Below are 25,404 nucleotides of genomic sequence, written 5' to 3'. Positions count from 1 at the left end.
GTCAGACCTTATTGGCTCGCTACCGGGATGATGAACGGGTGATGGGTGTCGGTGGTTTCAACACTGCGGGTGAGTGGCGCTCTGAGGACAGTGACCATTTCCTGCATCGCTGGACCGCCACTTGGGGCTGGGCGACATGGCGACGAGCTTGGCAACAATTTGAGCATTGGCGTGATCCCATACGCGCAATGAGTTTGGCAAGCAGGTTGAGTTTGCGCCTCTCTGATCCCCAGCATATTGACTATCGCACTCGAACCTTTGCAGTTTGCGCTACACAGGATACCATGCCCTGGGACATTCACTGGGCAGTCACCTGCAACCACATTGGCGGGCTTTGGATCAGCCCTAGCGTCAATTTGATCACGAACCTAGGCTTCGGCGAGACTGCCACGCACACGAGATTCCAAGATGATCTACGTCAATATATAAAGCGCGGCTGCGCACCGCAAAGGCCGGCGTATGAGGCCAACCCAGGCGAAAGCAAAGTTGACGAGCAATTCGACCGCAGTCTTTTTCTTATGGAAGTGCTGAACGCCTATCGCAACATCCGCGCCCTCAGTCTTTGGCAGCGCGCCCTCGAACGGACGCCAAATCTCATGATACCAGGCATGCCTCCCTACACACGCACACTCCTGTCCCCACTGCAACGTCCCACCGAACTCCTGGCGATCCTCGACTATGTTACACCGTTTATGACCGACAATCCCCGGCTTCACCGGCTCAAGGCCGATCTCGCTGCCTTGGTGGCCCACCCATGAAGATCGTCCACATCATCGAGCGCTTTTCCAGCGCCGGACCAGAGCGATCGCTCATTGCGGCAGCAAAATATGCCGCGCAGCTTGGTCTGGAGCAGGAGCATCTGGTTTGCACGCTGGAGAAGTCTGGCTCGCCCGTAGCGGTCATTATGGCGCGGCAGGCCGGCGTACGGGTGCTGCTAGGGCCAGATCCGACGCTCCGCACGGAATTGCTGACCCAGGCCGACATCGTGCTGATCCATTTCTGGAACAACCCGGCGCTCTGGCAATTCTTGCGCGGCCCTTTGCCGCCGCTGCGGTTAATCATCTGGCTCAAGATCCTTGGTGCATACCCGCCTCAGGTCGTGCCTGCGGCCTTGTTGGATATGGCGGATCTGGTCGTCGCCACCACCTCCGCAACGCTGGATCTGCCTGAGTTTGCCAAGCGAGGTATGCCTGTCATATATGGGATGGCCGACTTCGACCGCCTGGCAGGTTTCGCGCCCCGACCTCACGAGGGCTTTAACATCGGCACAATTGGTGGTTCGCTTGATGCCACGAAGCTGCACCCCTCGTTTGTTGCGATGAGTGCGGCCGTGCAGCTGCCTGAGGCCCACTTTATCATCTGCGGCGGGGGCGGTGAAGAGATCCGCCAGCAAGTCGAGGCCCACGGGCTTGGTGATCGCTTCACGTTTCACGGGTATGTGGAAAACATTCGTACTGTGCTCGAAGTCTGTGATGTCTTTGGCTATCCCCTCAACCCCACAACCTATGCCACCAGTGAAAAGGTGCTGCAAGAGGCCATGTGGGTCGGTGTGCCACCCGTCGTTTTGGCCCACCCTGGCGTTCGCGCATTGGTGGAAGATGGCGTGACCGGGCTTGTCGTCGAGCGCGAAGCCGACTACGCTGCCGCTATCACCTGGTTATATCAGCACCCTGACGAACGCGAGCGACTCGGGCGCAATGCACAGGCCTATGCCCGCCGCACCTTCGCCCCCGAGCGGTTGTCACAACAGTTCGCCGACCTCTTCGCGATGCAAATGGCACACCCCAAACGCATCCCTCTATGGCCTGAAAATACGTCTGAATATACATTTAATCCGGCTGCCCAATTTATTGTTTCTCTGGGGAAGCATGCCACCCCTTTTGCCATCAGTCGCAGCGGCACCCCTGGGGATCAGCGTGACACCGCAGAAGCAGCAATCGCGGCTTCCGCTGATCTGCTCGTCTCTGGCGAAGGCGGCATTTTCCACTACCGCAACACCTATCCTGACGACCCTTACCTGCGCCTGTGGGCGGGGCTTGTGCTGGCGCACCGTGGGCAACCAGCGCGTGCCGCCATGGAATTTCAGGCCGCAGCGGCAGGCGGGGTGCTTCGACCAACGCTGTTTGACGGGCAACCTCAAGAGGAGGCAACCTGATGCACAACCTGCTCTCGGTAATCGTCCCGACGCGCAACGCAATGCCGTACTTGCCAGAGGCACTAGCGAGCATCATGGCGCAGGGATACCCCCACCTGGAGATCTTAGTGGTCGATGGTGCTTCGACCGACGGAAGTCGCGAAGTTGCCAGCGCCTTCCCGCAGGTGCGCCTGATCGAACAGGCGGGCACAGGCTTAGGTGCTGCCCGCAACAGTGGCCTCGCTGCCGCCAGAGGCGACCTAATCGCCTTCCTCGATGCCGACGATCACTGGCCTGCCGACAGCCTCTCGATGCGGATCACCTATCTGCACGCGCATCCCGACGCGCCCTACGTCAGCGGGTACGTCCAACGCTTTGTCGAGCCAGGCACACCCGAGCCAGCCGCCTATGCCAACGGCTGGCTCGACCAACCTGTCCCTGGCTACACCCCAGGAGCCGTGCTCGTGCGCCGCAGCTTTTGCGAAACAGTTGGCCCCTTCGACGAACAGTTACGCATCGGCTGCGACAGCGACTGGTTGGCCCGTGCCCAGGACACCGGTGCTGTGCTGAGCTTTGTCCCACAGCTTGTGCTGCACAAACGCATCCACACCAGCAACCTATCGGCGAGCATCGCCGCGTACCAGCGCGAGTTACTGACCGTAGCACGACGATCACTGCAACGACGAGGGGTTATCTGAGCATAGCCCTGGAAGGCAGAGCAGGGCAACAAGGATCGCCCATGGCGCTATGCTATAATCCGAGCACTGAGCCAGACGCCAACGTTATCAGGTCAGCCACCAAGGAAACCTGCCATGCGCTTTTTTAATACTGCCGGGCCCTGCAATCCTGAAGATCACTACATGTTGCCGGCGACCGCACGGCTGCCCGATGTGCAGACGTTGCTTGACCAGAAGGCCTACTTTGTCGTGCATGGCCCGCGCCAGAGCGGTAAGACGACGGCGATGCTTGAACTGGCCCGTCAGGTGACGGCGTCCGGTCGTTATGTAGCCGCACTGGTCTCGATGGAGGTAGGGGCAGCGTTCAACGATGACCCCGGCGCGGCTGAGTTGGCGATCCTCGAAGATTGGCGGGCCGCGCTGGTCTGGCAGTTGCCGACAGAGTTGCAGCCACCACCCTGGCCTGACGCAGAGGCCGGTGGGCGGCTCGGTGCGGCGCTCACCGCCTGGTGCATGGCGTCCTCCCGGCCCGTCGTATTGTTTGTTGACGAGATTGATGCCCTCCAGGATGCGGCGCTAATTTCAGCGTTGCGCCAACTGCGGGCTGGCTTTCAGCGGCGGCCTGAGGCCTTCCCCTGGGCATTGGCCCTGATCGGTCTACGCGACGTGCGTGATTACAAGGTTGCATCCGGTGGCAGTGAGCGACTGCACACCGCTAGTCCCTTCAACGTCAAAGTCGAAGCGCTGACCTTGCGCAACTTCACCGCGCCAGAGGTGGCGGAACTCTACGCTCAGCACACCGCCGACACCGGCCAGGTCTTCACGCCGGAGGCGCTGCGGCTGGCCTTCGACCTGACCCAGGGGCAGCCGTGGTTGGTGAACGCCCTGGCGCGCCAGGCGGTGCAGGTTGTTGTCCGCGATCCGGCGCAGCCAGTTGACGTGATGGCCATCAAACAAGCGAAGGAGTTGCTGATCCAGCGCCAGGACACGCACCTGGATAGCCTGGCCGAGCGGCTGCGCGAGGCACGCGTGCGTCACGTCATCGAGCCGTTGCTGGCCGGGCAATCCTTGACGGATGTGCCAACCGATGACATCCGCTTCGTGCTTGACCTGGGGCTGTGCCGGGCGGATCCGGCCGGCGGATTGGTCATCGCCAACCCGATCTACCGCGAGGTAATCCCGCGGGTGCTGGCCTTTCCCTCCCAAGCCTCATTGCCGCACATCCGTCCCACCTGGCTGCGGCCCGACGGCGGTCTTGACCCGGACACACTGCTGGATGCGTTCCTCGCCTTCTGGCGCCAGCATGGGCAGCCGCTGCTGGGTAGCGCGCATTATCACGAGATCGCCCCGCACCTGGTGTTGATGGCCTTCCTGCACCGGGTCGTCAACGGCGGCGGCACCCTCGAGCGCGAATACGCCATCGGCAGCGGACGCATGGATCTCTGCCTGCGCTATGGGGATGTCACGCTGGGCCTCGAACTGAAAGTCTGGCGCGACGGCGAGCGCGATCCGCTGGAGCAAGGCTTGGCCCAACTAGACACCTATCTGAACGGTCTCGGGCTCGCAACGGGCTGGCTCGTCATCTTCGACCGGCGTCGCGACCAGCCGCGGATCAGCGAGCGTACCCACCACACCATGGCGGTCAGTCCCGCCGGGCGGACAGTGACCGTGATACGGGCGTGAGGCTCGTGCTAAGGCGCAGAGGGGTTTGACGCAAAGGCGCAAAGGCGCAGAGGGGTGATGATGGATCGGCATGTGGAACGTTGCGTCTTTGCGTCTTTGCGTCTTTGCGTCTTTGCGTCAGGCGGTGGAAGAAGAAGACGGCATGCGCCGGGAAACGATGACAACACCAAGCTCTCTTGTCGAGGCGCTGCGCGCCCACGTCGAATGCCATCCGCAGCGTGATGCGCTGATCTTCATCGGGTCGAACGATTCGGTTGAGACGATCGCGTACGGCCAACTTGACCTGGACGCACGGCGCTATGCGGGCCTGCTCCAGGCGAACGACGTGCAGCCGGGCGACCTGGTGATCGTCGCGTTCGAGCACCGCTATGCGTTGGTGGCCGCGTTCTGGGGGGGCACTCTACGCGGGGGCCGTGCCGACCATCTTCCCGTACCCCGATGCAACCGGTAGCGGCGAAGCACGGCAGCAGCGTCTCGTGGCTCTGGCCGCGTTTACCGATGCGCAGGCTGTGCTTTGCCCACCGACAGCTCAGGCGGACGTCGCGCATTGGTTCGACGGGCAGGCGACGAGGGCGCTGGCCCTGGCGGGGGAGACCGAGCCGCTCGCTGAAGCGCTGCTATCACCGCGCAGTGGCGAGGAGATCGCCTACATCCAGTTCAGCAGTGGTTCTACTGGCACCCCCAAGGGCGTGATGTTATCGCACCGGGCGGTGCTCACGCATGGGCAAGCCTTTGGTGCCGCTTTACGGTTCAGCGAACAAGATGTCAGTGTCAGCTGGCTCCCTTTCTTCCACGACATGGGACTAGTCACCGCGCTACTGCTTCCGTTGCTAACGGGGGCCGTATCGGTCACCATGCCACCTCCTCTCTGGCTGCGCCGACCGCAGTTGCTTTTTCGTGCAATTGATCGCTACCGGGGCACGATGACCTGGATGCCGAACTTCGCCTTTAACCACTGCCTGCGCATGATGCGCGACGAACAGCTAGCCGGGCTGGATCTGAGCAGTTGGCGCATCCTGGGCAACGGCAGTGAGCCGGTGCAGCCGGCTATGTTGCAGCGCTTTGCCGAGCGTTTTGCGCCGTGGAGACTTCATCCACAGGCCCTGACTGTCGGCTACGGCATGGCCGAAAATGTCGTAGATATTACGCTAACGCCAATCGATCAACTCTCGAAAGCAGATTGAATTGTTTTTTCTGATCTGCAAACAGAACGCTATGCCAGGCCGATTGCCCCAGATCAGCCCGGCGGCAAAGCCATCGCTAGTTGCGGGCCACCCCTCCCCGGCGTCGAGGTGCGGATTGTAGACGACACCGGTCAGCCGCTGCCCGAACGCCACGTAGGCGAAATCGTCATCGCCGGCCCGTCGCTCTTTTCTGGCTACTTCGGCGACGCCGAGCGCACGGCCCAGACGCGGCGCGACGGCTGGTTCCACACCGGTGACCTGGGCTACCTGGCCGACGGCGAGCTGTATCTTTGCGACCGGCTCAAAGACCTGATCATTGTCGGCGGCAAAAATATCTTCCCGGAGAGCATCGAGTCCATCGCCCGCGACATCCTGGCCGAGCGGGTCAGGCACGTCATTGCCTTTGGCGTGGCTGACGCGACGCTAGGCACCGAGTTGCCGGTGCTGGTGTGCGAACTGCGTGGTAACCCGGGTGATGAGGAACAGGCGCGACTGACTGAGCAGGTACGGGAGCGCGTGCTGGCCGAGTTGGATGTTGCCCTGGCCGACGTGTGCTTCGCCCGCGGGTTGGTGGAACGCACCACGAGCGGCAAGGTCGCCCGTAGCGCTACCCGCGAGAACTATCTGGCCGCCGGCTATCGACCGCAGCCACCCACGACCGCGCTATCGCCAACGCTGCTGGCCAACCCCGTTGCGCTGGAAGTGGCACTGCTGGCGCTGGCTGGGCAGATGATCGGCGTGTCCAATTTAGGCCCACACGACAACCTCTTCGTGACCGGCGCAGACTCGCTGATGATGCTGCGCTTGGTGCTGGCGGTGGAAGAGCAATGTGAGGTTGGTGTGCCTACAGAGTTTTTTCGGGAGCCGACAGTCGCACACCTGGTACGGTTGCTGGCAGGCGAACACCTGACCGCAGCAACGCCCGCCGTCACTCCCCCGATCACAGACGCCCCGGCCCAGCCAACCGTACCCCGTCGGCCAGCCGCCCATCCAGCGCGGCGCTTGGCACGACATCTGCGGGCGACGCCTCAGCGGATGCGCGTGCAGGTGCGTTCAATTTTTGAGGCGCATGCCTTTCGCCAAACCTACTTCGAAGGAATACAGTGGTTGCTCAACTGGTGCGGGCGATCCTGGGTACAGGCATTGCTCTATCCGCAGGAGAGTCGCCTCGTGCGTCGTTTTGCTGAGAGCATGGGGACACCGGTGGGGAGGGTGGATCGAGAAGTCCGGTTGAGCTTGGCCAGTGATGTCATCCTGAGGGGCTACATAACAGAAACCAGATCCCACGCTAAAACTGGTCAGCCGAAATCCGTGCTGATTACAGAACTGGTGGAGGCGTTGCAGAGTGAACCTGAAAGCAGCCAATCGTGTCAATTCTTCAGCGTCGATGGGTTAGGCCACTTAACGCAAGCCATCCAGACAGGGAACGGTGTAATCGCTGTGGGAGTACACTCGCCGACACGCTATGCCATCTGGCACTACCTGCCTTTTTGGTCTGTTCCCCAGACGGCCTTGAGTCGTCAGGACTATCAAAGGCGCATACAAAGTTTACATCTGTATGGCAACCACGTCTGGGGTGCAGCACGATCTACGGCCGCTAGGGACGCGCTAAAAACCCTAGCACAAGGTGGTTTGGTCTTTATCGCCGGCGATGAGCAGAATGCCGAAAAGGGCGTACCGGTGACAATCGGCAATCGACTCCACCGTTTGACACCAGGCTTCGCCGAGTTGGCGCTTATTAGTGGGGCATCGATTGTACCTATATACACAACGCTGTTGCGCGACGGGCGCATCTGTATCTTGATCTCGCCGCCATTGGTCTGGAAACATAGCCGCAACCGTAACAAGGAGATAGAAGCGATCATGTGCGCATATGGGCGGGTGCAGACCGAAACCTGGCGGCAGATGCCGTCGGAGGTCAGCAAGGGGATTATGGCCCAACATCTGCGTCAACCAGTCATCACCGAATCATGACGCCAATTCGCATCTTGCAGCTACCCCGTTGTTTGCTGCAACACGCACGCCGCCAGGCGATGGCCTGGCGGAGGAGCAGTCAGCGGCGGCGTTTCTATCGCCAGTTCATCCCACGCGAGGGACTCTGTTTCGATATCGGGGCCAATATAGGCGACCGAGTTGCCCTATTTCTATCCCTGGGGGCGCACGTCGTGGCAGCAGAGCCAGTAGCCGAAACTGCGGCAATCTTGCGCCAGCAACACGGGGCCCATTCGGCGCTCACTATTCTGGAGACGGCGCTAGGGGCGCAGAAAGGTGCTGTGGTTCTGCATATCTGCCAGCCCTCGGTCTTCTCCTGTGTCTCAGATGCATGGCTAGACGCGACCGAGCAGAGCGGGCGTTTTCCATCGCGCCGCGTTGTCGAGCAGCGATGGGTTGCTCTGACCACGCTCGACCAGATGATGGCAGAGTATGGAACCCCCGATTTTATCAAGATCGACGTGGAAGGCTATGAACTGGACGTGCTCAAGGGTCTGTCGCAACCCGTGGCGGCGCTCTCTTTCGAATACACGCCCGAGTTGCTGGATCAAGCAATCGCTTGTGTGAACCATCTGTCGAAACTGGGAAGAATCATGCTGAACTATTCACGGGGCGAGAGCCTGACGTGGGCGTTGTCAGACTGGTTGGAACCTGACCCGTTCTTCCCGAGACTATGTGCGGATATTGAGCGCGATGTGCTTCAGTTCGGCGACATCTATGTTCGTTTTGTCCAGGTGGGCGCGGCGCGCACCTCAATGAGGCATAAGTGATGAGAAACCGGCTCAGACGCAAAACCACCTCGGCCTGGCGAAAGTTGCTTACCAGCGTGAAGCGGCTTGACCCCACATATACGATTGAACAGACCTTTCACACCCATCACTACCTGCGCTTGACGATGCGCACCCTAGAGCATCTGGCGAGCATGGATTTGCCTGTGCGCAACAGGAGCGTACTTGAAGTTGGTGCTGGTGTGGGCGACTTTTCGAGCTTCTTCCTTGATCGTGCGTGCCGCACAACCATCACCGACGTGCGCCCGGAATTGCTGACCTATCTGCAACGTCGCTATCCAGGGCAGGACATTCGGTGCCTGGATCTCGAACAGCCAACGTCACTTGCGGATGCGCCCTTCGAGGTGGTCTTCTGTTACGGCGTACTCTATCACCTGCAGCACCCGGCCCAGGCCATCGCCTACCTTAGCGACTGCTGCAGCGACCTGATGCTGGTTTCATCCCAGGTCATCTATGGCGATGAAGAGGATTTCGTCCTAGCAGATGAACAGCAGGCCCGGCTTGGTCAATCTTATTACGGATGTGGCGCACGTTTCACCCGCAGGTGGCTTTGGCAGCAACTGCGCCAGCATTTCCCGCACGTCTACCTGCCCATAATCCAGCCTGCGCACCCCCAGTTCCCCACCAACTGGATGGTACAGCCCGCCCAGGAAGAGCTGGCGCGTGCTATTTTTGTCGCTGCCCGGCAACCGTTGACTAACCCGTTGCTGACTGAAGCCTGGTTGGATCGCCAAGAGCACCAGCGATAGAAAGGATGAACGTGACAACATTGGCGGAACGCAGCCTGACCGTAGCGTGCTGGGCCGGGTTGGGAAACCGACTGCGGGTGTTAATCTCCGGGTTGACCGCAGCGGCAGCCAGCGACCGCTATTTCAACATGCTCTGGCCTCGGACGCGTGATTGCGCCGCCAGCTTTACGGAACTGTTTGTGAACGAGTGGCCGGTAGAAGAAGCGCCCTTGGCGGCGGTCAAGGATCTGCCCCCCTATCTTGGCTACTATTGCCCACCGCTGCCGGACGCGTTGACCTCGCCCGAGCCACACCTGGCCCTGCTGACGCCACACTGGCTGCTGGAACCTACGCGCTCCCCACGCCACGCAGCGCTGCTACCCAAGTGTGCAGCGCTCCTGGCCGCGTTGGAACCGGCATCGCTGGTGGCTGACCAAATTGCCGCGTTCAAAGCTGTTCATTTTCGCCCACGCATGATCGGTGTGCATCTGCGCCGTGGCGACTTCCTCTTCTACGGGGCCGGGGCTGCAAACAACGACGCCAGCAGTATACGCGCAGTGGAGAGCTTGCTACGCCAGTGGCCGGATGCCGGCATCTTCCTGTGCAGCGACGACGGTGCCGGCGACCCCTACCAGGATCGCCGCACGGTGACCGGCGTCCACGCCGCCTATCGCCAGCATTTTGGCGAGCGCGTCGTCTGGCGTACACCCACCAGCTTAGACCGCAGCCAGCCAGCGGCTATCCAGGATGCCCTGGTGGATCTTTGGTTGTTGCGCGCTACCAATGGCTTTGTCGGCACACCGGACAGCAGTTTTTCCGAGATGGCAATCTTTGGTCGCTCGGTTCCAACCCGCTGGGCCGAGCCAGATAACTTGCCTTACCGCCTAGCGACAGGTCTGCTCAATGCGTCTGGGATCGCTTGGCTGTTGCGACAGGATAGCCAGCGGCGCTTTGGCCGAGAGCTTTCGCTGTTGCGGCTGATGGATTACCATCGACGGCGCTGGCGTGGAAGACCTATCATGAACGATGCGCGTGCTTGGCAACGACACGCGCTGCCTCTAGCGCAGCCAGCAGAGGAGTGCGCAAGCCCCGGGTGCGCTGCTGGATAACACGATTAGGCGACATCTTGCCTGTGGGCAGGCAAGCGAACCATCGTAAGACGGTGGAATGGAGCCGAGCTATATGAACATTGCTTTGATCCACTACGGCATGCGCATCGGCGGCATCAGTCAGCAGATCCTCAACCTGGGAGGTTATCTCGTTGCGCAGGGGCATGAGGTGACGGTCGTCAGTTATGAAGAAGGCGAATGGTGGGCGCGACTCGCTGATGTTGGTTTGAAGGGCGTATGCTTGCCCGTTGGCCGTTGGGAAAGTGCATTCCAGCATGCCCGTCGTTTGGCTTGGTTCTTAGCAAAGGGCAAGTTCGATGTGGTGATGGTCTTTCTCCCCACACGGAACTTGTCTGGACAGCACTGTCTACCTTTTTTACCTTCGCGAATGATCCGCCTCGTGGCTCTGCACAGCACTGGGCCTACGGTTTTTGACCGTGCAGCGATTAACTGTGGCGTTTGGGACATGGCGATTGCCGTCAGTCCTGCGATCGAAAAGATCGCGACTCAGCGCTTCTCATGCAAAGAAGTACGGTGCATACCAAACGGTGTAACACTCCCTTCAGATCTGCATTTGATGCAACGGGTAGACTGGTTAAAGCCTCTTCGCTTGCTCTTTGTCGGACGCCTCGCCAACCGTGCCAAGAATATTGTGCTGCTGCCAGAAATCCTCAGGATATGCGCGCAAGCGGGCTTACCGGTCACCCTTACCATCATTGGTGACGGACAGGATCGCTCCCTGCTTGAGCAGGCGATCAACGCCAGCCGAAGGCTGTGGCGATAGCGGTGATTGCAGAGAATGATCGAATGAACGCTGAGATCGCAATTCTGATCGTCAACGGCGGCCTTGATCCAAAACAGGGCCGCTGGCTCGACCTTTGCCTACCAAAGCTCCAGGCATCGCTGGTGGCAAGGCCGTTTCATGTCTATATGCGGATTCACTTACGTTCAATCTTTGAAGCGCAAGCCTTTCCGCCAACCCTACTTCCGAAGGGATGAGGACTTGCGCATACGTTGCCGATCAACTACCATACCGTCCCATACGTTGCGACGCTCATTCAGCAGGGGCGTGAGCTGTGTGAACTGGAATTCTCGGCTGCTTACTTCGAGCACATGGCCGCGTGGAATTACGCCGACCCGCACATCCTTGAGACGCGCTATGAAACACTGATAGTACAACCTTTTGCCACATTCTGCCAGATTCTTTGCTGTTGAGCAAACTTGTACTGTGAAGGATACAACATGATTATCGTAGCGAACGGCGCTCCCAAGAGCGGATCAACCTGGCTATTCCATATTGCCCGAGAGTTGACCAATTTCGGGCCACCACCCGCCGAATATGCTTCTCCTAAGTGGATCAGCCATCCGATCTATGGCCTATCTCCAGCACACCTGGCGAGGTTTCTGGCTGATGCCGGCAACAGATCGGCCAACGTCTTGCTCAAAAATCACTTCGGCCAGAAACACCAGCGCGATCTATTGTTCAGCCATCCACAAGTACGGGTGCTCAATATCAAACGCGAGATTCGTGATGTGGTAGTTTCGGCCTATTATCATAGGGTGCTCACCACAGGGCACGCTGACAACGAAGTATTTGCTGACTTTCCGACCTATTACTGGCAAAAGGGACGAAAGATCGCCCAACGCGTCCTGGACTATCAAATCATATGGGATGTGCGTTCTGCGCGTTATACTTGTGTAACCTATACAGGATTGCGAACGGATTTTACCGGCGAAGTGCAGCGGATCGGAGACTTTCTAGATGTGTCAGTGACAGCAGCACGGATTGAGCAGATTCGCCAACTTACCAGTCCGGCAGCTTTGACTGAACGCTATGGCTATTCGGATTTGAACCGCTTTCGCCAGGGCGAGGAGGGTGAATGGAGGAGCCATTTCAATGCAGACATCGAAGCCGATATTGCGCTATTGATTACGCGGAGCCACCATATGCTTCATCGCATGGCGCTCACCGGTCCGGCAGGGATTCAGCATCTCTGTCGATTATGGCTACGTATGCGTGACCACAACAAAATTCGACCGAGGTAACTGCTGGTTTCATCACAGGTTCTACGCATCGATAGCGATTCGCGTAAGCACACACCGGGGCCGCAGCAAGCTTTGGCCCAGTCGTATCATGGACCAGGTTCGCGCTTTACTCGCCGCTGGCTTCATAATCAACTACAACTGCCCGTTCCATTTATTTATACGCCGCTTACCGAACCAGTCCATCCCATCCCCAACTTCCTTGGAACTGGATCATGCCAATCAAGAGCCATTGATACGCGCTATTTTTGTCGCTGCGCGGCAGTCATTGAAAAACTCACTCCTTACCCCAGATTGGCTCGACGTTCAGGAGCCGCAATCATGACAACGGTCACAGAACGCACCCTTGTGGTCACGTCGCCCCATGGTCTGGGCAATCGTCTGCGCCCACTGCTGTCAGGGATGGTCCTGGCGGAGGCCAGTCAACGTCACTTCAGCTTCCTCTGGACAAGGACTGCTGCGTGCGGCGCTGGGTTTCACGACCTCTTTAAAAATGATTGGCAGGTGCAGGAAGTCACCCCTGGGGTTGTGGATGCACTACCTACCTGGCCCAGGCTGCCCGACGTCTTGGCGGACGACGAGCCGAAGCTAACGATACGAACGCCCTACTGGTTACTCACGCCATCCTGTCACCCTGCCCATCCCGCGCTCATGTCACGCTGTGCTGAGTTGTTGGCCGAACTTCAACCGATTCCAGAGATTGCGCGGAAAGTCACGGAGTTTCAAGCCAGCCATTTTCGCCCGCGCATGATCGGTGTGCATTTGCGTCGGGGCGACTTTACCGTCGTGCGACGCTGGCAGGCTAACAATCTGGGCAGTAGTTTTCACGCCGTGGATAAGTTGCTCGCACGCTGGCCCGATGCAGGCGTTCTCCTCTGCAGCGATGACATCACCCCTGAGAACAGCGGCCAGTCTCTGCCTACGACGGGTGTCCATGCGGCCTATCAGCGGCGCTACGGCCCACACTTGATTGTGCGGCGGCCCAGCAGTCTCGATCGCAGCACGGTTGGAGGAGTACAAGAAGCGCTCGTTGATCTGTGGTTGTTGCGCAGCGTTGATGCATTCGTCGGCACACTGGATAGCAGTTTCTCGGATGTAGCCAGCTTTGAGCGGCAAGTCCCCATCTTCTGGGCCGAACCCGATGATTGGCGCTATCAACTGCTGGCATGGCTTCTGATGCAAACAGGCATCGTCGGCTCTTTGCAGCGCTCTGGCTGTCGCCGCTGTGGTAGAGAGGTGATGTTGTTGGAGTCCATCCAGTATTATGCTCAACGCCTGCGGCGCAAGTGGAAATGGATCAATTATGTCGCTCCGTTTTGAGCCGCCGCCCATCTATTTCATGCACCTCCCCCGCACCGGCGGCACTGCACTGGGGCGCTGGCTACGCATGCTCTACGGTCGGCGCGGTTATCTCGATCTGATGGCGGCAACGCTCCCGAGCATGGCCGCAACCCAGTTACAGACCTCTGGCGGCAAGCCCCGGGTGCGCTGCTGGATACCACGATTAGGCGACAGCTTGCCTGTGGGCAGGCAGGCGAACCAGTGTAAGACGGGGGAATGGAGCCGAGCTAGATGAACGAGTGGGTGCGCGATCAGATCCGCGCCCATAATTACGAGCGTAAGACGGTGGAATGGGGCCAAGCTAGATGAACATTGCTTTGATCCACGACAGCATGCGTATCGGCGGCATCAGTCAGCAGATCCTCAACCTGGGAGGTTATCTCGTTGCGCAGGGGCATGAGGTGACGGTCGTCAGTTATGAAGAAGGCGAATGGTGGGCGCGACTCGCTGATGTTGGTTTGAAGAGCGTATGCTTGCCCATTAGCCGTTGGGAAAGCGCATTCCAGCAAGCCCGTCGTTTGGCTTGGTTCTTGGCAAAGGGCAAGTTCGATAAGGAGAGATGATCAATGATAAGGAGGCTACTTCGCCAAATGCCAGACGCACGGAGACTCGCACGCCTCCTTGGTTTCACACCTCGAAAACGTAACCAGCGAGAGCTCCTGCTGAGGATGCTTCCAAAGCATTCTGTCTGCATGGAGATTGGCGTTCACACAGGGGCGTTCTCCTCGCGGATTTTACGAATCGTTCAGCCGCAAGTCCTGCACTGCGTTGATCCATGGAAATATGAAGACTCGGATATCTACAAAGCAGCTTGTTACGGCGGTCAAGTAACTGATGGGCAGGCAGGAATGGATAAGAGGTATCTGGCAGTGTGCGCCAGATTCGATCATGCTATCCGCGCCGGACAAGTAGAAATTCATCGGGGCTATTCAAGAGATGTTCTGGCGGAGTTTCCAGACGATTTCTTTGATTGGGTCTATATTGATGGCAATCATCTTTATGAATACGTGCGGAAGGACTTGGCACTTTGCTTCAAGAAGGTGAAGCTGGGTGGATACATCACCGGTGACGACTATACAGATGGTGGTTGGTGGCAAGGCGGGGTAAAAAAGGCAGTTGATGAATGCATTCAAGCGCGAGCAGTCGCGGTAGTACTGCTGCGCAATGGTCAATTTGTTCTACGAAAAACAGGCTAGTCTAGCGATCTGCCTATTGATACAAATACAGATTCACGAACACTCTCTGCATATCCGGCAAATACGGCCCACAAGTCAGAAACAAGGAACGGTTGCCATGGCCATCCAATTCGAACCACCACCCATCTATTTTATGCACCTGCCGAAAACCGGTGGCACTGCCCTGGGCCGCTGGCTGCGTATGGGGTACGCTCGTAACAGTTACATTGATCTGCGCGCCGAAGAACTGGATCGTCTGACCCTGGCCGAACTGAAGGGCTTCAGGTGTTTTCACTCTTGGCACCTGGGACGAGGGCTGTACGACTTGATTGGACACAGCAATCTACTGAGCCTAACCATGCTGCGTAACCCGATCGAGCGGTCCGCGTCGGCGGTTCGTCATCACCAACGCACCGGGCTGGATCATCCTGAACGCATCGCTCCCGCGTACCTGGCCCAGATGCCGCCATGGCGAACGGCCGACATCGCAACGTGCGTGCAGGCAGGGATGGCAGATGCACCGCTTGAGAATGCACAGACCCGGGTGTTGGGCAACCATCGCACCTATGCAGCACTATTCCAAGATGTAGCTCAACCCAACGCACGTACACTTCTTTTCGCGGCATACCCGGTGCTTGACTATCCCTGGCTGGATCAGCACATGCCGAAAGATGACGCCGATAGTTTCGAGCGAGCCCGCGCCTGGCTCAACGAAATGCCCGTCGTCGGCCTGACCGAGCGCTACGCCGAATCGGTGTTGCTCATCGCCGACTTGCTGGGCCTCCCTGCGCCCGTTGAGCCGCCCCGCGCCAACGTCAACCCGCAGCGCACCGATCCATCTATGCGCTACCGGGATCAACTCGCGCCAGACGTAGTCGCCCGACTGGAGGAACTGAACCGCTACGACCTGGAACTCTATGCCTGCGCCACGGAACTCTTCGAGCAACAATGGGTGCGCTACCGGGCCAAGCCCCGGCGGACGTATAGCATTACAGGACACCTTCGCCAGGTGCTCCGCCCGGTGAAGACGCGGGTTCGGCAGATCATTCACACACTCCCTAAACGATTGGGTGAAAGACGGTGAGAGTATCATTTGAACCACAACCAGTCTATTTCATGCACGTCCCCAAGACAGGTGGAACCGCTTTTGGGAAATGGCTGCACGTTAATTACAGTCGGCATAGCTACATTGACCTCGGCGTACCTAAGCTGGGCCACTTGACCCAGGAAACACTGCACAGCTTCACGTGTTATCATGACTGGCACCACGGGCGCGGCATGTTCAACTTGGTTGGCCGCTCCGATCTGCCAGTCATCACTCTGTTGCGCACTCCGGTAGAACGCGCCGTCTCCGAGTTTTATGAGCGGCAGCGCGCTTTTGCACACAATCCTGCGACGTATCACGAGGAGTATCATCAACAGATTGCCCCGGTTATTGCCCAGCCGCTTACGGCCTGTATTGACCAGGAGTTCGTACGGCACTATTTGACAAATGTGCAAACAACCTGCCTCGGTAAACAGATTGACTATGCGCCTTTTCTGAAAGGCGGTGCGCAGGCTGCCGCTGGGAACTCAATGCTGCGTCCGTACCATTTGACTGACCAGATCGGCCAATCCGACCATGCTCGTCGGTTGAGCAACGCCCGCGCCTGGCTCAACGAAATGCCCGTCGTCGGCCTCACCGAGCGCTACGCCGAATCGCTGCTGCTCATTGCCGATCTGCTGGGCATTCCTGTGCCCACCGAACCGCCCCGGGCCAATGTCAACCCGCAGCGCACCGATCCGGCCATGCGCTACCGGGATCAACTCGCGCCAGACGTAGTCGCCCGACTGGAGGAACTGAACCGCTACGACCTGGAACTGCATGCCCACGCCACCGAGCTATTTGAGCAGCAATGGGCGCGCTACCGGGCAAAGCCGCAGCGGACGTACAGTATCGCGCCGCGCCTGCGCATCCCCCTGCGCCGGACCGAGTCGCGACTGAAGAGTTGGCTGCGTCGCACCTGGCCGGGGCTGGTGGAAGAAGTCAGGCGCAGGCGAACGGCCTATCGTAGCCAGCAGAGAAGAAGATAGACGGACATGAAAGCTGGAGGTCGCCTCCGCACAGCGATCCTAAGCCTAGTGCGCCGATTCGGGCTTGTCGGCGTACTCCGCACTGTGCGGCGATGCCTGCGCGGCGATAGCTATACCCGCTGGGTGCAGGCGCATCGCCTCACACCTGTAGATCACGAGCAGATCCGCCAGCAAGCCGCCGCGCTTCCCCACCAGCCGCTGATCTCCGTGCTCGTGCCAGTCTACAATACTCCCGAGGCCTGGCTGCGCGCCTGCCTCGATTCGGTGCTGGACCAGCTTTACCCGTACTGGGAGCTGTGCATTGCCGACGATGCCTCCACCCAACCCCACGTGCGTGTGATCCTGGATGCCTACGCGGCCCGCGATGCTCGCATTCGGGTCGTCTATCGCACTGAAAACGGTCACATTGCTGCTGCGACTAACAGCGCCCTCGCTGCGGCGACCGGTGCGTTCGTGGCTTTCCTGGATCACGACGACACCCTGGCGCCAGAGGCCCTGTTTCAGGTGGCGCTGGCGATCAATGCGCAGCCCCAGGTCGACCTCCTCTATAGCGACGAGGACAGCCTGGATCGCCAGGGCCACCGGGTGCGGCCCATCGCCAAGCCTGGCTGCAGTCCCTTGCTGCTGCGTAGCCACAACTACATCTCACACTTGCTGGTCATACGCCGGAATCTGGTGAACCGGCTAGGAGGCTGTCGCATAGGGATGGAGGGTGCGCAGGATCATGATCTGATCTTGCGCGCGGTCGAACAACTCCCACCGCAGCATATCCACCATATTTCCTGTGTGCTCTATCACTGGCGCATTCATCCTGATTCGACGGCGGCAGGAACCAAGATCAAGCGCTATGCCGCAGCGGTGTCACGCCGGGCTGTCGCTGAGCACTTGCAGCGCGTTAGCGTTGACGCCAGGATCGAGTCAGTACCAAACCGTCCCTACATCCACCATGTCTGCTATCCCGTGCCAGCGCAAGCCCGGGCCAGTGTGATCATTCCCACACGCGACCGGCTCGATCTGTTGCAGCCCTGTCTGGATGGCCTGCTGACCAAGACTGATTTTCCTGAACTGGAAGTACGTATCGTAGATAACGGCAGCAAGGCACCAGAGGTGTTGCGTTACCTGGCCGACCTCGCCATGCGGCCCAACGTGCATGTCCTACGCGATGACGCGCCCTTCAACTTCTCGGCGCTCTGCAACCTGGGCGCACGGGCAGCAACGGGCGAGTTGCTCTGCTTCCTCAACAATGATATTAGCGTGGCGCAACCGGGCTGGCTACGTGAACTTGCCGGGTTGGCGCTGCAGCCGGGTGTCGGTGCGGTCGGCCCACTGCTGCGCTATCCCGATGGCCGCATCCAGCACATGGGCATCGAGCTCAAGCAACCCTGGGCTGCTCAACTGATCGGCCATGGCCGGGACTACGCCCAGGCGCAACGTACCCTGGCCCTCTGCACCGTGCGCAACGTGATCGCAGTCACCGGCGCATGCCTGGTCGTAAGCCGGGCCGCCTTCGCCCAGGTTGGCGGCTTCGATGAGCGCCTGCCGGTGGCCTTCAATGATGTAGATCTGTGTCTCAATCTGCACGCCGCTGGCTACTGGAACCTCTGGACGCCCTTTGCCGAACTGACGCATCACCACTGGGCAACCCGCGGCCGCGACAATACGCCAGCGCGCGAAGCGCGCAAAGCAAGCGAGGCAAGATACTTGCGTCAAAAGTGGGCAGAGATCATTCCGTATGATCCTTTTCGACCGGAGCGCTATGATGCTTGATATGATGAGGCGCCTACGTAAACATCTGCGCCGCACGATTCGTTCGTTGGGCTGGGACATCGTGCGCTACCGCATGGAATTTCACACCCAGCAAAGGGCGTGTACACTACTTCGAGATGACGATGCCGAATAACGCTCGTTCCCTGCTATTTCACATCATCTACACCCCCAATACCGTGCGCACCCTGCTGCCCTTTGTAGAGACGCTGCTACGCTGGTCTGATTGTGCATACTGTTTGGTGGGCAACGGCTGCGATGACGAGGAGATGAGCTTGTTGCGCACACGTTGCGCTGGCGAGCCGCGATTACGTTGGCGCAGTTTGCCCTGGCCGTGCAAGGTCGAGCATGGCCAGGCGCTGAATTTTCTCTTCACTGCCAGCAACGAGCCCTATTTCTGCTTCATGGACTCCGACATCCTGGCGACGGGTGACTTCATGGCGGAACTGCTCCCGGCGATGTCCGGTGCTGCGGGCCTCTTTTCGGCCTGGCCCATCACCATCAAGGCTGAGGAACGCATGCTGTCGGATGTTTGTAGCTTCATTGGCGGGCGCCACAGCCACACCACAGCCGGGCTATGTCTGGGCGGCTCGTACTTTGCCATGTACGAGCGGGCCGCACTGGCCCAAGCCCTTGCCGCCGCCCCCGACGGCTTCAACCGGGGCTATTGGGCGCAACTGCCCCAACGGACGCGCCAGTTTTTGCGGAAGATCGGCCAGGAGCGGCGCTTCTACGATACCGGGCGCGTGCTCAATCTCTGCTTGCAGCGTCAGGGCGGCGCACTGCGTGTTCACGACACAACCGCGCTGCTGCACCTGGGGAGCTACAGCATCTACGCTGGGAGTGCCCAACACACAGTGCCGCGCTGGAAAAGGCTAGCGCAAGCCGTCTTGCGACGAGTCCGCAACCGGCTGAACGGTCAGACGTATCGCGATGCGGTGCTACACCAGGTGGCGCAGGATCCCGTCCAGCGCAGTGTGGATCAGCGCAGGCAACAATTAGCCGCCTATTTTGCCAGGGTCGCGGACGCACTCGCAGCCGACGAAGCACTCACTCTTCCCCCGGCCTTATTGGATGTAGAGATTGAAGATCAGGTAGCACGAGCGGTAGAGGTTCTGGCGACAATACTGGGCAAGTAGTCCGTAGAGAAGAGCATCGCATGAACTTTGTTATCTTTGGTCAGGCACGCACCGGTAGCAGCCTATTTGTCAACCTGCTACAATTGCACCCTCAGTTGCAGTGTGATGGAGAATTGCTCGGGTACAACTTCTGGCTTTCAGGCCCAAGGTATCTTCGTGGCCGGGTACATCGTTGGATCAGACAGTTTCCTGAACCTTACTTGCTGTGGGCAGCCACAAGAAGCGCGAAGCTAGCCTATGGATTCAAACTCCTGTACCAGCACGCCGCAGCCCCCCGGCGCGTCCTCTCATTCTTGTATCGGCGCCATTGGCAGATCATCCACATCCAACGCCGCTGTTTGTTCGATCTGGCGTTATCGCGCTGTGCAACAGTGAACACCGGACACTCTGGTGAATACTCATCATCAGACCGCCGACACGAAAAGTCAATCGAGTTTCAATCTGAACAATTCATGCAGCAGGCAGGACAGTGTGTCCGTATCCGGCGGGAAGAGTTGTCGGTGTTTGGCGGGTTGCCTCATCTCACAGTCACGTATGAGGCAGATCTGCTTGGCGAGGAAGACCGCAATCGGATTTGCAGCATCATCTTCGACGCTTTGCACCTCGCACCACATCCGGTGTCCACAACGAGGGAACGCACGTGGGAACGGCCCTATAGCGAGTTCGTGGTCAACTATGCCGAGTTGAAATTGCTGATGCAAACCAATCAGGGTGTGGAATTACAGGCATTTTGGGATCAATCATTTGCAGCAGGATAACGTGAATATCGTTTCGGTTCTCATCATCACCCACAACAGCGCCCACGAGATCGGCCCGTGTCTGGATACGCTGGCGCAGCATACACGCGTGCCCTACGAGATCATCGTGGTTGACAATGCTTCCGCCGATGACACTATGGATGCGATACGGCGCTCAGGAAGCCTGCGGCTAGTGACAAATACTACTAATGTCGGTTTTGCCGCTGCCGTCAACCAGGCCACGCGGCTGGCCGGGGGACGATATTTGTTACTGCTCAACCCCGATACACAGGTTTACGAGGGTGCAATCGACCGCCTAGTGGCGTTTCTAGACAGCCATCCGTCGGTCGGCATCTGTGCGCCACGCGTGCTTGCTGTCGATGGATGCCTCCGCCACAACTGCTTCGCCTTCGAAACACCATGGAGTTTCTTCTGGTTTGGCGTTGGCGTCGGGCCGCTGCATCGCGTGCGGCGATGGATGCTTCGTCGCACCAACTGGAATATCGCTGCCGACACGCCGCAGACGGTCGAGGCAGTCACCGGCGCAGTCATGCTGGTGCGGCGCGAGTTGTTCGAGCAACTCGGTGGCCTGGATGAGCGCTTCTTTATGTATTGCGAAGATGGCGATTTCTGCTACCGTGCGCATCAACAGGGCTGGAAAACTATGCTTGTACCAGATGCTGTCATCACGCATGTGCGCGGTGCCAGCACGCCACCGGATACGCCGCTGCTCAACGGGATGATTGGCACGCACTTGCTGCGCTCGCGCTACTGCTACACGCAAAAATATTGGGGCCGCAGCGCCGCGTGGCTGCTGCGCTGGGCCTATGCGACCGTCGGTCTGCTCTTCTGGCTCAGCGGTCACGTGCCCTTGTTCGGCGTAACAGGGGACAACCTGAAAACCCTTGGGCGCTTGCTTTGGGCGACGCCGATTCCACATCCGATGCATCCAGATTGGAAAGGCTGAGGGGGCAATGATGCTACGACGACCAGAATTCATCGTGCTCGGTGCCCAGAAGGCGGGCACGACAGCGTTGCGCCATGTGCTGGCCCAGCACCCCCAGGTCTACCTACCCACCTTCCCAGAACCGGCTTTCTTTTCCTTCGAAGGCGGCGCACCGAGCTACGGCGGACCGCAGTCGCCCACCTCACGCTTTGGCATGATCCCCACTGTGGAAGCGTATGAGGCCCTGTATGCTAATGCGCTCAATGATCGTATTTTGGGGGACATTTCTAGTCATTACAGCTATTGCTGGCCCGAACAGACCGCTGCCTGCATGCATCGTTATGTCCCGCATGCACGCCTTATCGCCATTCTGCGCCAGCCAGCCGACCGGGCCTATTCGGCCTTCAACATGATGCGACAAAAAGGCCTGGAGCCGCTGGCTGACTTTGCTGCGGCCCTGGCGGCTGAAGATCGGCCGCAGCGAACCAACTGGACGCCTGATTTCCGCTACCGGCACAATGGTCGATACTCCATCCATCTTGCACCATATTTCCGCCTGTTTGGTGCGCAACAGATCCGCATCTTTCTCTACGAGGAATGGACGACGAGCCCGGCCTGGGTCATCGCGGAAATCTGTCGGTTCCTGGGGCTGGCAGAGCAACCGCTGGAACTGAATGGTCGCCACCGCGAGTCTTTACGCCCACGCAGCCTGACGGTTATGCGGATGCTCCGTCAAGCTCGGCGCCTGAGCGGGCCACTGAGCGAGCGCATACCAGCTATGCTTCGGTCGCGCCTGCACACCTGGTTGTGGGTGCGGCCAGCACCCCTGCTGCCAGCAGTGCGCCGTGACCTGACCGCAAGCTACGCAGCGGACATCCAACGGCTAGAGGAGTTAATCCAACGGGATCTGAGGCATTGGCTGGCCGATCACCCACGGCCCTACAACCCGGCAGAAGCGAACGAAGCAGGAGACACCAATGTCCCTGCCTGAAAGCACCGTTAGCCATGTCCAACACGAATTCCCCATATCTGAGTTACTTCCTCCAGCGTGGGTACGTACGCTACAGTCGAGTCGCTTTGCCGTCTACAACCCCGCCCTCACCTGCTTCCGTAACCGACTGCTCATGGCCTACCGTGTCGATTTCGGTTACGAGAAGCCGTTCCGGGTTGCCACGGCCATCTGCGTGCTCGACGAACACCTGCGGGTGGTTCCAGGATCTGTGGTAGCGCTGTCTGATACGATCCGCTGTGAGGCTGCCAACCACTACGATGCACGGTTTCTCGTCTTCGGCGACCGGCTCTTTGTCCATTTCAATAATGACTGGAATACGGTGCCCAATCAGATTTTTCTGGTCGAACTGGACCCGGATACGTTGCAGGCACAGTCGCCGGCGCGACTCCTCGAATTACAAGGGCCACGCCAACCCTGCGAAAAGAACTGGCTGCTCTTCGCCCACGACGGGGAACTCTTCGCCATGTACCAGGTCGCTCCCCACATCGTATTGCACGTCGACCTGGCTGGCAGCGGGCCGATTCGTTGCCGACCAGTCTATCGCACAGCATGGGACACGACAGCCTATGCCCGGCGCTACGGTGAGTTACGCGGCGGCACGCCGCCGGTGCGGGTCGGGGAACACTACATCTCGATTTTCCATTCACGCACGCATGCCCAAAGACTAGCCCCGGTTCATCCTCCTCGGGCCGTAGCAACGCTCAAACGGCTGCCCTGGTTGCGCCAGATCAAACGCTGGCTGCGTGAGCACTTCGCTCCTGTACGCTATTACGGCGGCGTCTATGCCTTTGCCTCCGAGCCGCCGTTCGCACCCACGTTCATCCGGCCCACCCCGATCCTCTGGCCGGAACGTGAAGGACGGCGGCAACGTCCGACCGCAAGCCACATGGCACCACGCCGCGTCGTCTACCCGTGTGGGCTGGTTCACCTGGACGATGGCCGCTGGTTGGTCTCCTACGGCATTCATGATGAGCGGGCTGCGCTCCGGGTCTTCACCCGCCAGGAGATCGAAGGAGGGCTCGAGAGAGAACCTCAAGGGTCCGTGATATGAATACGTTTTACCCTGCTGCGTCCTACGCGCCGTGCGACGATCTGTGGGTTGTGACGACCTATTACAACCCGGTGCGCTATCAGACGAAGCGCACCAACTACGAACGCTTCGCCGCGCCAATTCGAGCAGCGGGCATTCCGTTCGTTACGATTGAGTGTGCGTTTGGAGATGAGCCGTATGAGTTAGCAGCTGGCCCCGATGTCATCCAGGTGCGGGGACACGATGTGATGTGGATGAAGGAACGGTTGATCAATCTGGCTATTGCTCGGCTCCCCTCCTCCGTCACAAAAGTTGCCTGGCTGGACGCCGACATCCTCTTCACCAACCCGGAATGGGCGCAGCAGACTTCAGCGCTGCTCGACCGCTGGCCGCTGGTACAGCCCCAAGATCGGGTCGGGCGCATGGCGCGAGGGCAGATGGTCTTTCGCGGACGAACCCGCCGCAGCTTCGCCTGCCAACTCCAGCGTCGCCCCGAGTCGGCCCGGCTCGGCGGCGCGGCCCACGGACAGCCAGGCATCGCCTGGGCCGCACGGCGCGACCTCATCGCAGCGCATGGCTTGTACGATGCAGCGATCCTTGATGGAGGAGATGAGTTATTCGCCCATGCCGCCGGCGACAGTCTGAGCAGCCGCTGCGTTCGAGGGATTGCGTGCGCCTATCTGCGTCGTCGTCCGTATGTTGTGGAGAAGGCCCTCAATCGCCTGTTGCGCATCCCCTGGCCGCGCTGGCTAGCGCAATGGTATCTGGCCCGCACCAACGCGTCGCCAGTCGCCGCGCCAGACGAAGCGTTCTTTGCCCACTACCTACGTTGGGCGCAACCGTTTGCTCACGAGATCCAGGGGCGGATCGGTTGTGTGCCAGGCATGGCGCTGCATCTCTGGCACGGCGCCCCCATCAATCGGCAGTATGGCCGCCGGAATGCTATTCTAAAGCGCCACCACTTCGATCCCGCCACTGATCTGCGCCTCAATGACGATGGCCTATGGGAATGGGCGAGCGAAAAGCCTCGGCTTCATCAGGAAGTCAAGCAGTACTTCTATGCACGTCGTGAGGATGAATAAGTCAAGGTGTCACGATGACCAATTTCGTAATTTTTGGAACGGCCCGTAGCGGCAGTCAACTGCTGGTCAGCTTATTGAACTCACATCCTGCCATCTGCTGTGAGTTAGAGATTCTGCGTCTAGGCCAGTGGCGACGCCCTCTCAGGCCACTGGTGTATCTCTGGCAACGAATACCGTATCCCTATTTTATCTATCGCAGCCGACTTATGCGCAAACGCACACAAAAAGGATTGTATGGCTTCAAACTGTTTCCCTATCAGGTAGCGGCCCCAGCATCAGTGGTGAGAGAGATGCACAGACGTGGCTGGAAGATCATTCACCTTCAACGTCGATCTTTGTTTCAGCAAACATTGTCAGGCGCTGTCGCAGGTCAGACGCGATGGTGGCATGGCCGCATCGGTGTAACCGTCACCCCACCCATAATCACCATCGATCCGAAAGCTTTCCTCGCTTCGTTGCTTGACGGGCATAATCAGCGGGAGCAATGCATCCATGCGCTGACAAATGTTGAACACCTGGATATCCTGTACGAAGCTGACCTTAAAGACGAGGCTCGCTGGGCAGCCACGGTAGAACGTATTTGTTCACATCTGGGTGTAGCGAACGCGCCAGTACGCACGAGGCTCACAAAACCTTGGAGCCAATCGTACCGCGAAATTGTATCGAATTATGATGAACTGGTCAAAGTCTTCGAAGAGAATAGCTTCCTGCGAGATGCACTATGCAGCGGAGAGGAGGCATCGTCTTTCAAATCAGATGTGTAGCAT

Annotated in this window: 25 protein-coding genes and 1 pseudogene; all 26 read left to right on the top strand. The window is 59.1% G+C overall.

Translation table 11 applies throughout. The features are described from left to right. The first annotated feature begins 41 nt into the window (after positions 1-41). The 26 genes and pseudogenes from EYB53_RS00855 to EYB53_RS00730 all read left to right on the top strand — a co-directional run bounded on the left by EYB53_RS00855 (position 42) and on the right by EYB53_RS00730 (position 25,401). Positions 42-758, top strand: coding sequence for a hypothetical protein (locus EYB53_RS00855; RefSeq protein WP_135475739.1), 717 nt, complete (start codon positions 42-44; stop codon positions 756-758). Beyond that, the gene (locus EYB53_RS00850) at positions 755-2,155 is read left to right on the top strand and encodes a glycosyltransferase family 4 protein (RefSeq protein WP_135475737.1); all 1,401 of its coding nucleotides are present in this window, start codon (positions 755-757) and stop codon (positions 2,153-2,155) included. The genes EYB53_RS00855 and EYB53_RS00850 overlap by 4 nt, the downstream gene beginning before the upstream one ends. Further along, on the top strand, positions 2,155-2,832 hold the full coding sequence (locus EYB53_RS00845; RefSeq protein WP_135475735.1) for a glycosyltransferase family 2 protein: 678 nt from the start codon (positions 2,155-2,157) through the stop codon (positions 2,830-2,832). The genes EYB53_RS00850 and EYB53_RS00845 overlap by 1 nt, the downstream gene beginning before the upstream one ends. A 114-nt stretch (positions 2,833-2,946) precedes the next feature. After that, on the top strand, positions 2,947-4,494 hold the full coding sequence (locus EYB53_RS00840) for an ATP-binding protein (RefSeq protein ID WP_135475733.1): 1,548 nt from the start codon (positions 2,947-2,949) through the stop codon (positions 4,492-4,494). A gap of 70 nt (positions 4,495-4,564) precedes the next feature. Continuing rightward, positions 4,565-4,945 (top strand): AMP-binding protein, encoded by a 381-nt coding sequence (locus tag EYB53_RS00835; RefSeq protein WP_135475731.1) that lies wholly within the window; start codon positions 4,565-4,567, stop codon positions 4,943-4,945. Then, positions 4,863-5,867, top strand: a pseudogene (locus EYB53_RS00830) (AMP-binding protein); the annotation flags it as partial. The gene EYB53_RS00835 and the pseudogene EYB53_RS00830, both read left to right, overlap by 83 nt. Positions 5,868-6,086: 219 nt before the next feature. Then, complete coding sequence (locus EYB53_RS00825; RefSeq protein ID WP_371879049.1) at positions 6,087-7,652, top strand: phosphopantetheine-binding protein; 1,566 nt, start codon at positions 6,087-6,089, stop codon at positions 7,650-7,652. Further along, on the top strand, positions 7,649-8,440 hold the full coding sequence (locus EYB53_RS00820) for an FkbM family methyltransferase (protein WP_135475725.1): 792 nt from the start codon (positions 7,649-7,651) through the stop codon (positions 8,438-8,440). Before EYB53_RS00825 ends, EYB53_RS00820 begins: the two co-directional genes overlap by 4 nt. Then, a complete protein-coding gene (locus tag EYB53_RS00815) occupies positions 8,440-9,207 on the top strand; it encodes a class I SAM-dependent methyltransferase (RefSeq protein ID WP_135475722.1) in 768 nt (255 codons plus the stop codon). The genes EYB53_RS00820 and EYB53_RS00815 overlap by 1 nt, the downstream gene beginning before the upstream one ends. Positions 9,208-9,218: 11 nt before the next feature. Beyond that, complete coding sequence (locus EYB53_RS00810) at positions 9,219-10,295, top strand: O-fucosyltransferase family protein (RefSeq protein ID WP_135475720.1); 1,077 nt, start codon at positions 9,219-9,221, stop codon at positions 10,293-10,295. Between the two features lie 73 nt (positions 10,296-10,368). Beyond that, entirely contained in the window at positions 10,369-11,079 is a 711-nt protein-coding gene (locus EYB53_RS00805; RefSeq protein WP_167857181.1) for a glycosyltransferase, read from the top strand. A gap of 2 nt (positions 11,080-11,081) precedes the next feature. Next, complete coding sequence (locus EYB53_RS00800) at positions 11,082-11,294, top strand: hypothetical protein (RefSeq protein ID WP_135475716.1); 213 nt, start codon at positions 11,082-11,084, stop codon at positions 11,292-11,294. Between the two features lie 243 nt (positions 11,295-11,537). After that, positions 11,538-12,341, top strand: a complete 804-nt coding sequence (locus EYB53_RS00795; protein ID WP_135475714.1) for a sulfotransferase domain-containing protein — start codon at positions 11,538-11,540, stop codon at positions 12,339-12,341. 318 nt (positions 12,342-12,659) lie between these two features. Then, positions 12,660-13,658 carry an O-fucosyltransferase family protein gene (locus EYB53_RS00790; protein ID WP_135475712.1) on the top strand — a complete coding sequence of 333 codons (999 nt, stop codon included), beginning with the start codon at positions 12,660-12,662 and terminating at the stop codon, positions 13,656-13,658. A 326-nt stretch (positions 13,659-13,984) separates the two neighbouring features. Further along, on the top strand, positions 13,985-14,242 hold the full coding sequence (locus EYB53_RS00785; RefSeq protein WP_135475707.1) for a glycosyltransferase: 258 nt from the start codon (positions 13,985-13,987) through the stop codon (positions 14,240-14,242). Between the two features lie 129 nt (positions 14,243-14,371). Beyond that, a complete protein-coding gene (locus EYB53_RS00780; protein WP_167857180.1) occupies positions 14,372-14,875 on the top strand; it encodes a class I SAM-dependent methyltransferase in 504 nt (167 codons plus the stop codon). A gap of 97 nt (positions 14,876-14,972) precedes the next feature. Continuing rightward, on the top strand, positions 14,973-15,938 hold the full coding sequence (locus tag EYB53_RS00775; RefSeq protein WP_167857179.1) for a sulfotransferase family 2 domain-containing protein: 966 nt from the start codon (positions 14,973-14,975) through the stop codon (positions 15,936-15,938). A gap of 32 nt (positions 15,939-15,970) precedes the next feature. After that, complete coding sequence (locus tag EYB53_RS00770; protein WP_254150828.1) at positions 15,971-16,927, top strand: sulfotransferase family 2 domain-containing protein; 957 nt, start codon at positions 15,971-15,973, stop codon at positions 16,925-16,927. Positions 16,928-16,933: 6 nt separating this feature from the next. Next, positions 16,934-18,694, top strand: coding sequence for a glycosyltransferase family 2 protein (locus tag EYB53_RS00765; protein WP_135475699.1), 1,761 nt, complete (start codon positions 16,934-16,936; stop codon positions 18,692-18,694). Positions 18,695-18,966: 272 nt separating this feature from the next. Then, complete coding sequence (locus EYB53_RS00760) at positions 18,967-19,830, top strand: glycosyltransferase (RefSeq protein ID WP_135475698.1); 864 nt, start codon at positions 18,967-18,969, stop codon at positions 19,828-19,830. A gap of 20 nt (positions 19,831-19,850) precedes the next feature. Next, positions 19,851-20,588: a sulfotransferase family protein gene (locus EYB53_RS00755; protein WP_135475695.1), complete on the top strand. Its 738-nt coding sequence runs from the start codon at positions 19,851-19,853 to the stop codon at positions 20,586-20,588. A 1-nt stretch (position 20,589) separates the two neighbouring features. Beyond that, positions 20,590-21,534: a glycosyltransferase family 2 protein gene (locus tag EYB53_RS00750; protein WP_167857178.1), complete on the top strand. Its 945-nt coding sequence runs from the start codon at positions 20,590-20,592 to the stop codon at positions 21,532-21,534. Positions 21,535-21,541: 7 nt separating this feature from the next. After that, positions 21,542-22,504 (top strand): sulfotransferase family protein, encoded by a 963-nt coding sequence (locus tag EYB53_RS00745; protein ID WP_135475691.1) that lies wholly within the window; start codon positions 21,542-21,544, stop codon positions 22,502-22,504. After that, positions 22,491-23,576 carry a hypothetical protein gene (locus EYB53_RS00740; RefSeq protein ID WP_135475689.1) on the top strand — a complete coding sequence of 362 codons (1,086 nt, stop codon included), beginning with the start codon at positions 22,491-22,493 and terminating at the stop codon, positions 23,574-23,576. Before EYB53_RS00745 ends, EYB53_RS00740 begins: the two co-directional genes overlap by 14 nt. Further along, entirely contained in the window at positions 23,573-24,637 is a 1,065-nt protein-coding gene (locus EYB53_RS00735; RefSeq protein ID WP_097654134.1) for a hypothetical protein, read from the top strand. Before EYB53_RS00740 ends, EYB53_RS00735 begins: the two co-directional genes overlap by 4 nt. 14 nt (positions 24,638-24,651) lie before the next feature. Next, positions 24,652-25,401 (top strand): hypothetical protein, encoded by a 750-nt coding sequence (locus EYB53_RS00730; RefSeq protein ID WP_135475687.1) that lies wholly within the window; start codon positions 24,652-24,654, stop codon positions 25,399-25,401. The last annotated feature ends 3 nt before the right edge of the window (positions 25,402-25,404 follow it).

This window comes from Candidatus Chloroploca mongolica (assembly GCF_004762035.2).
In the GTDB taxonomy this organism is placed as follows: Bacteria; Chloroflexota; Chloroflexia; order Chloroflexales; family Chloroflexaceae; genus Chloroploca; species Chloroploca mongolica.
This window is presented reverse-complemented; position numbering and strand designations above follow the sequence as displayed.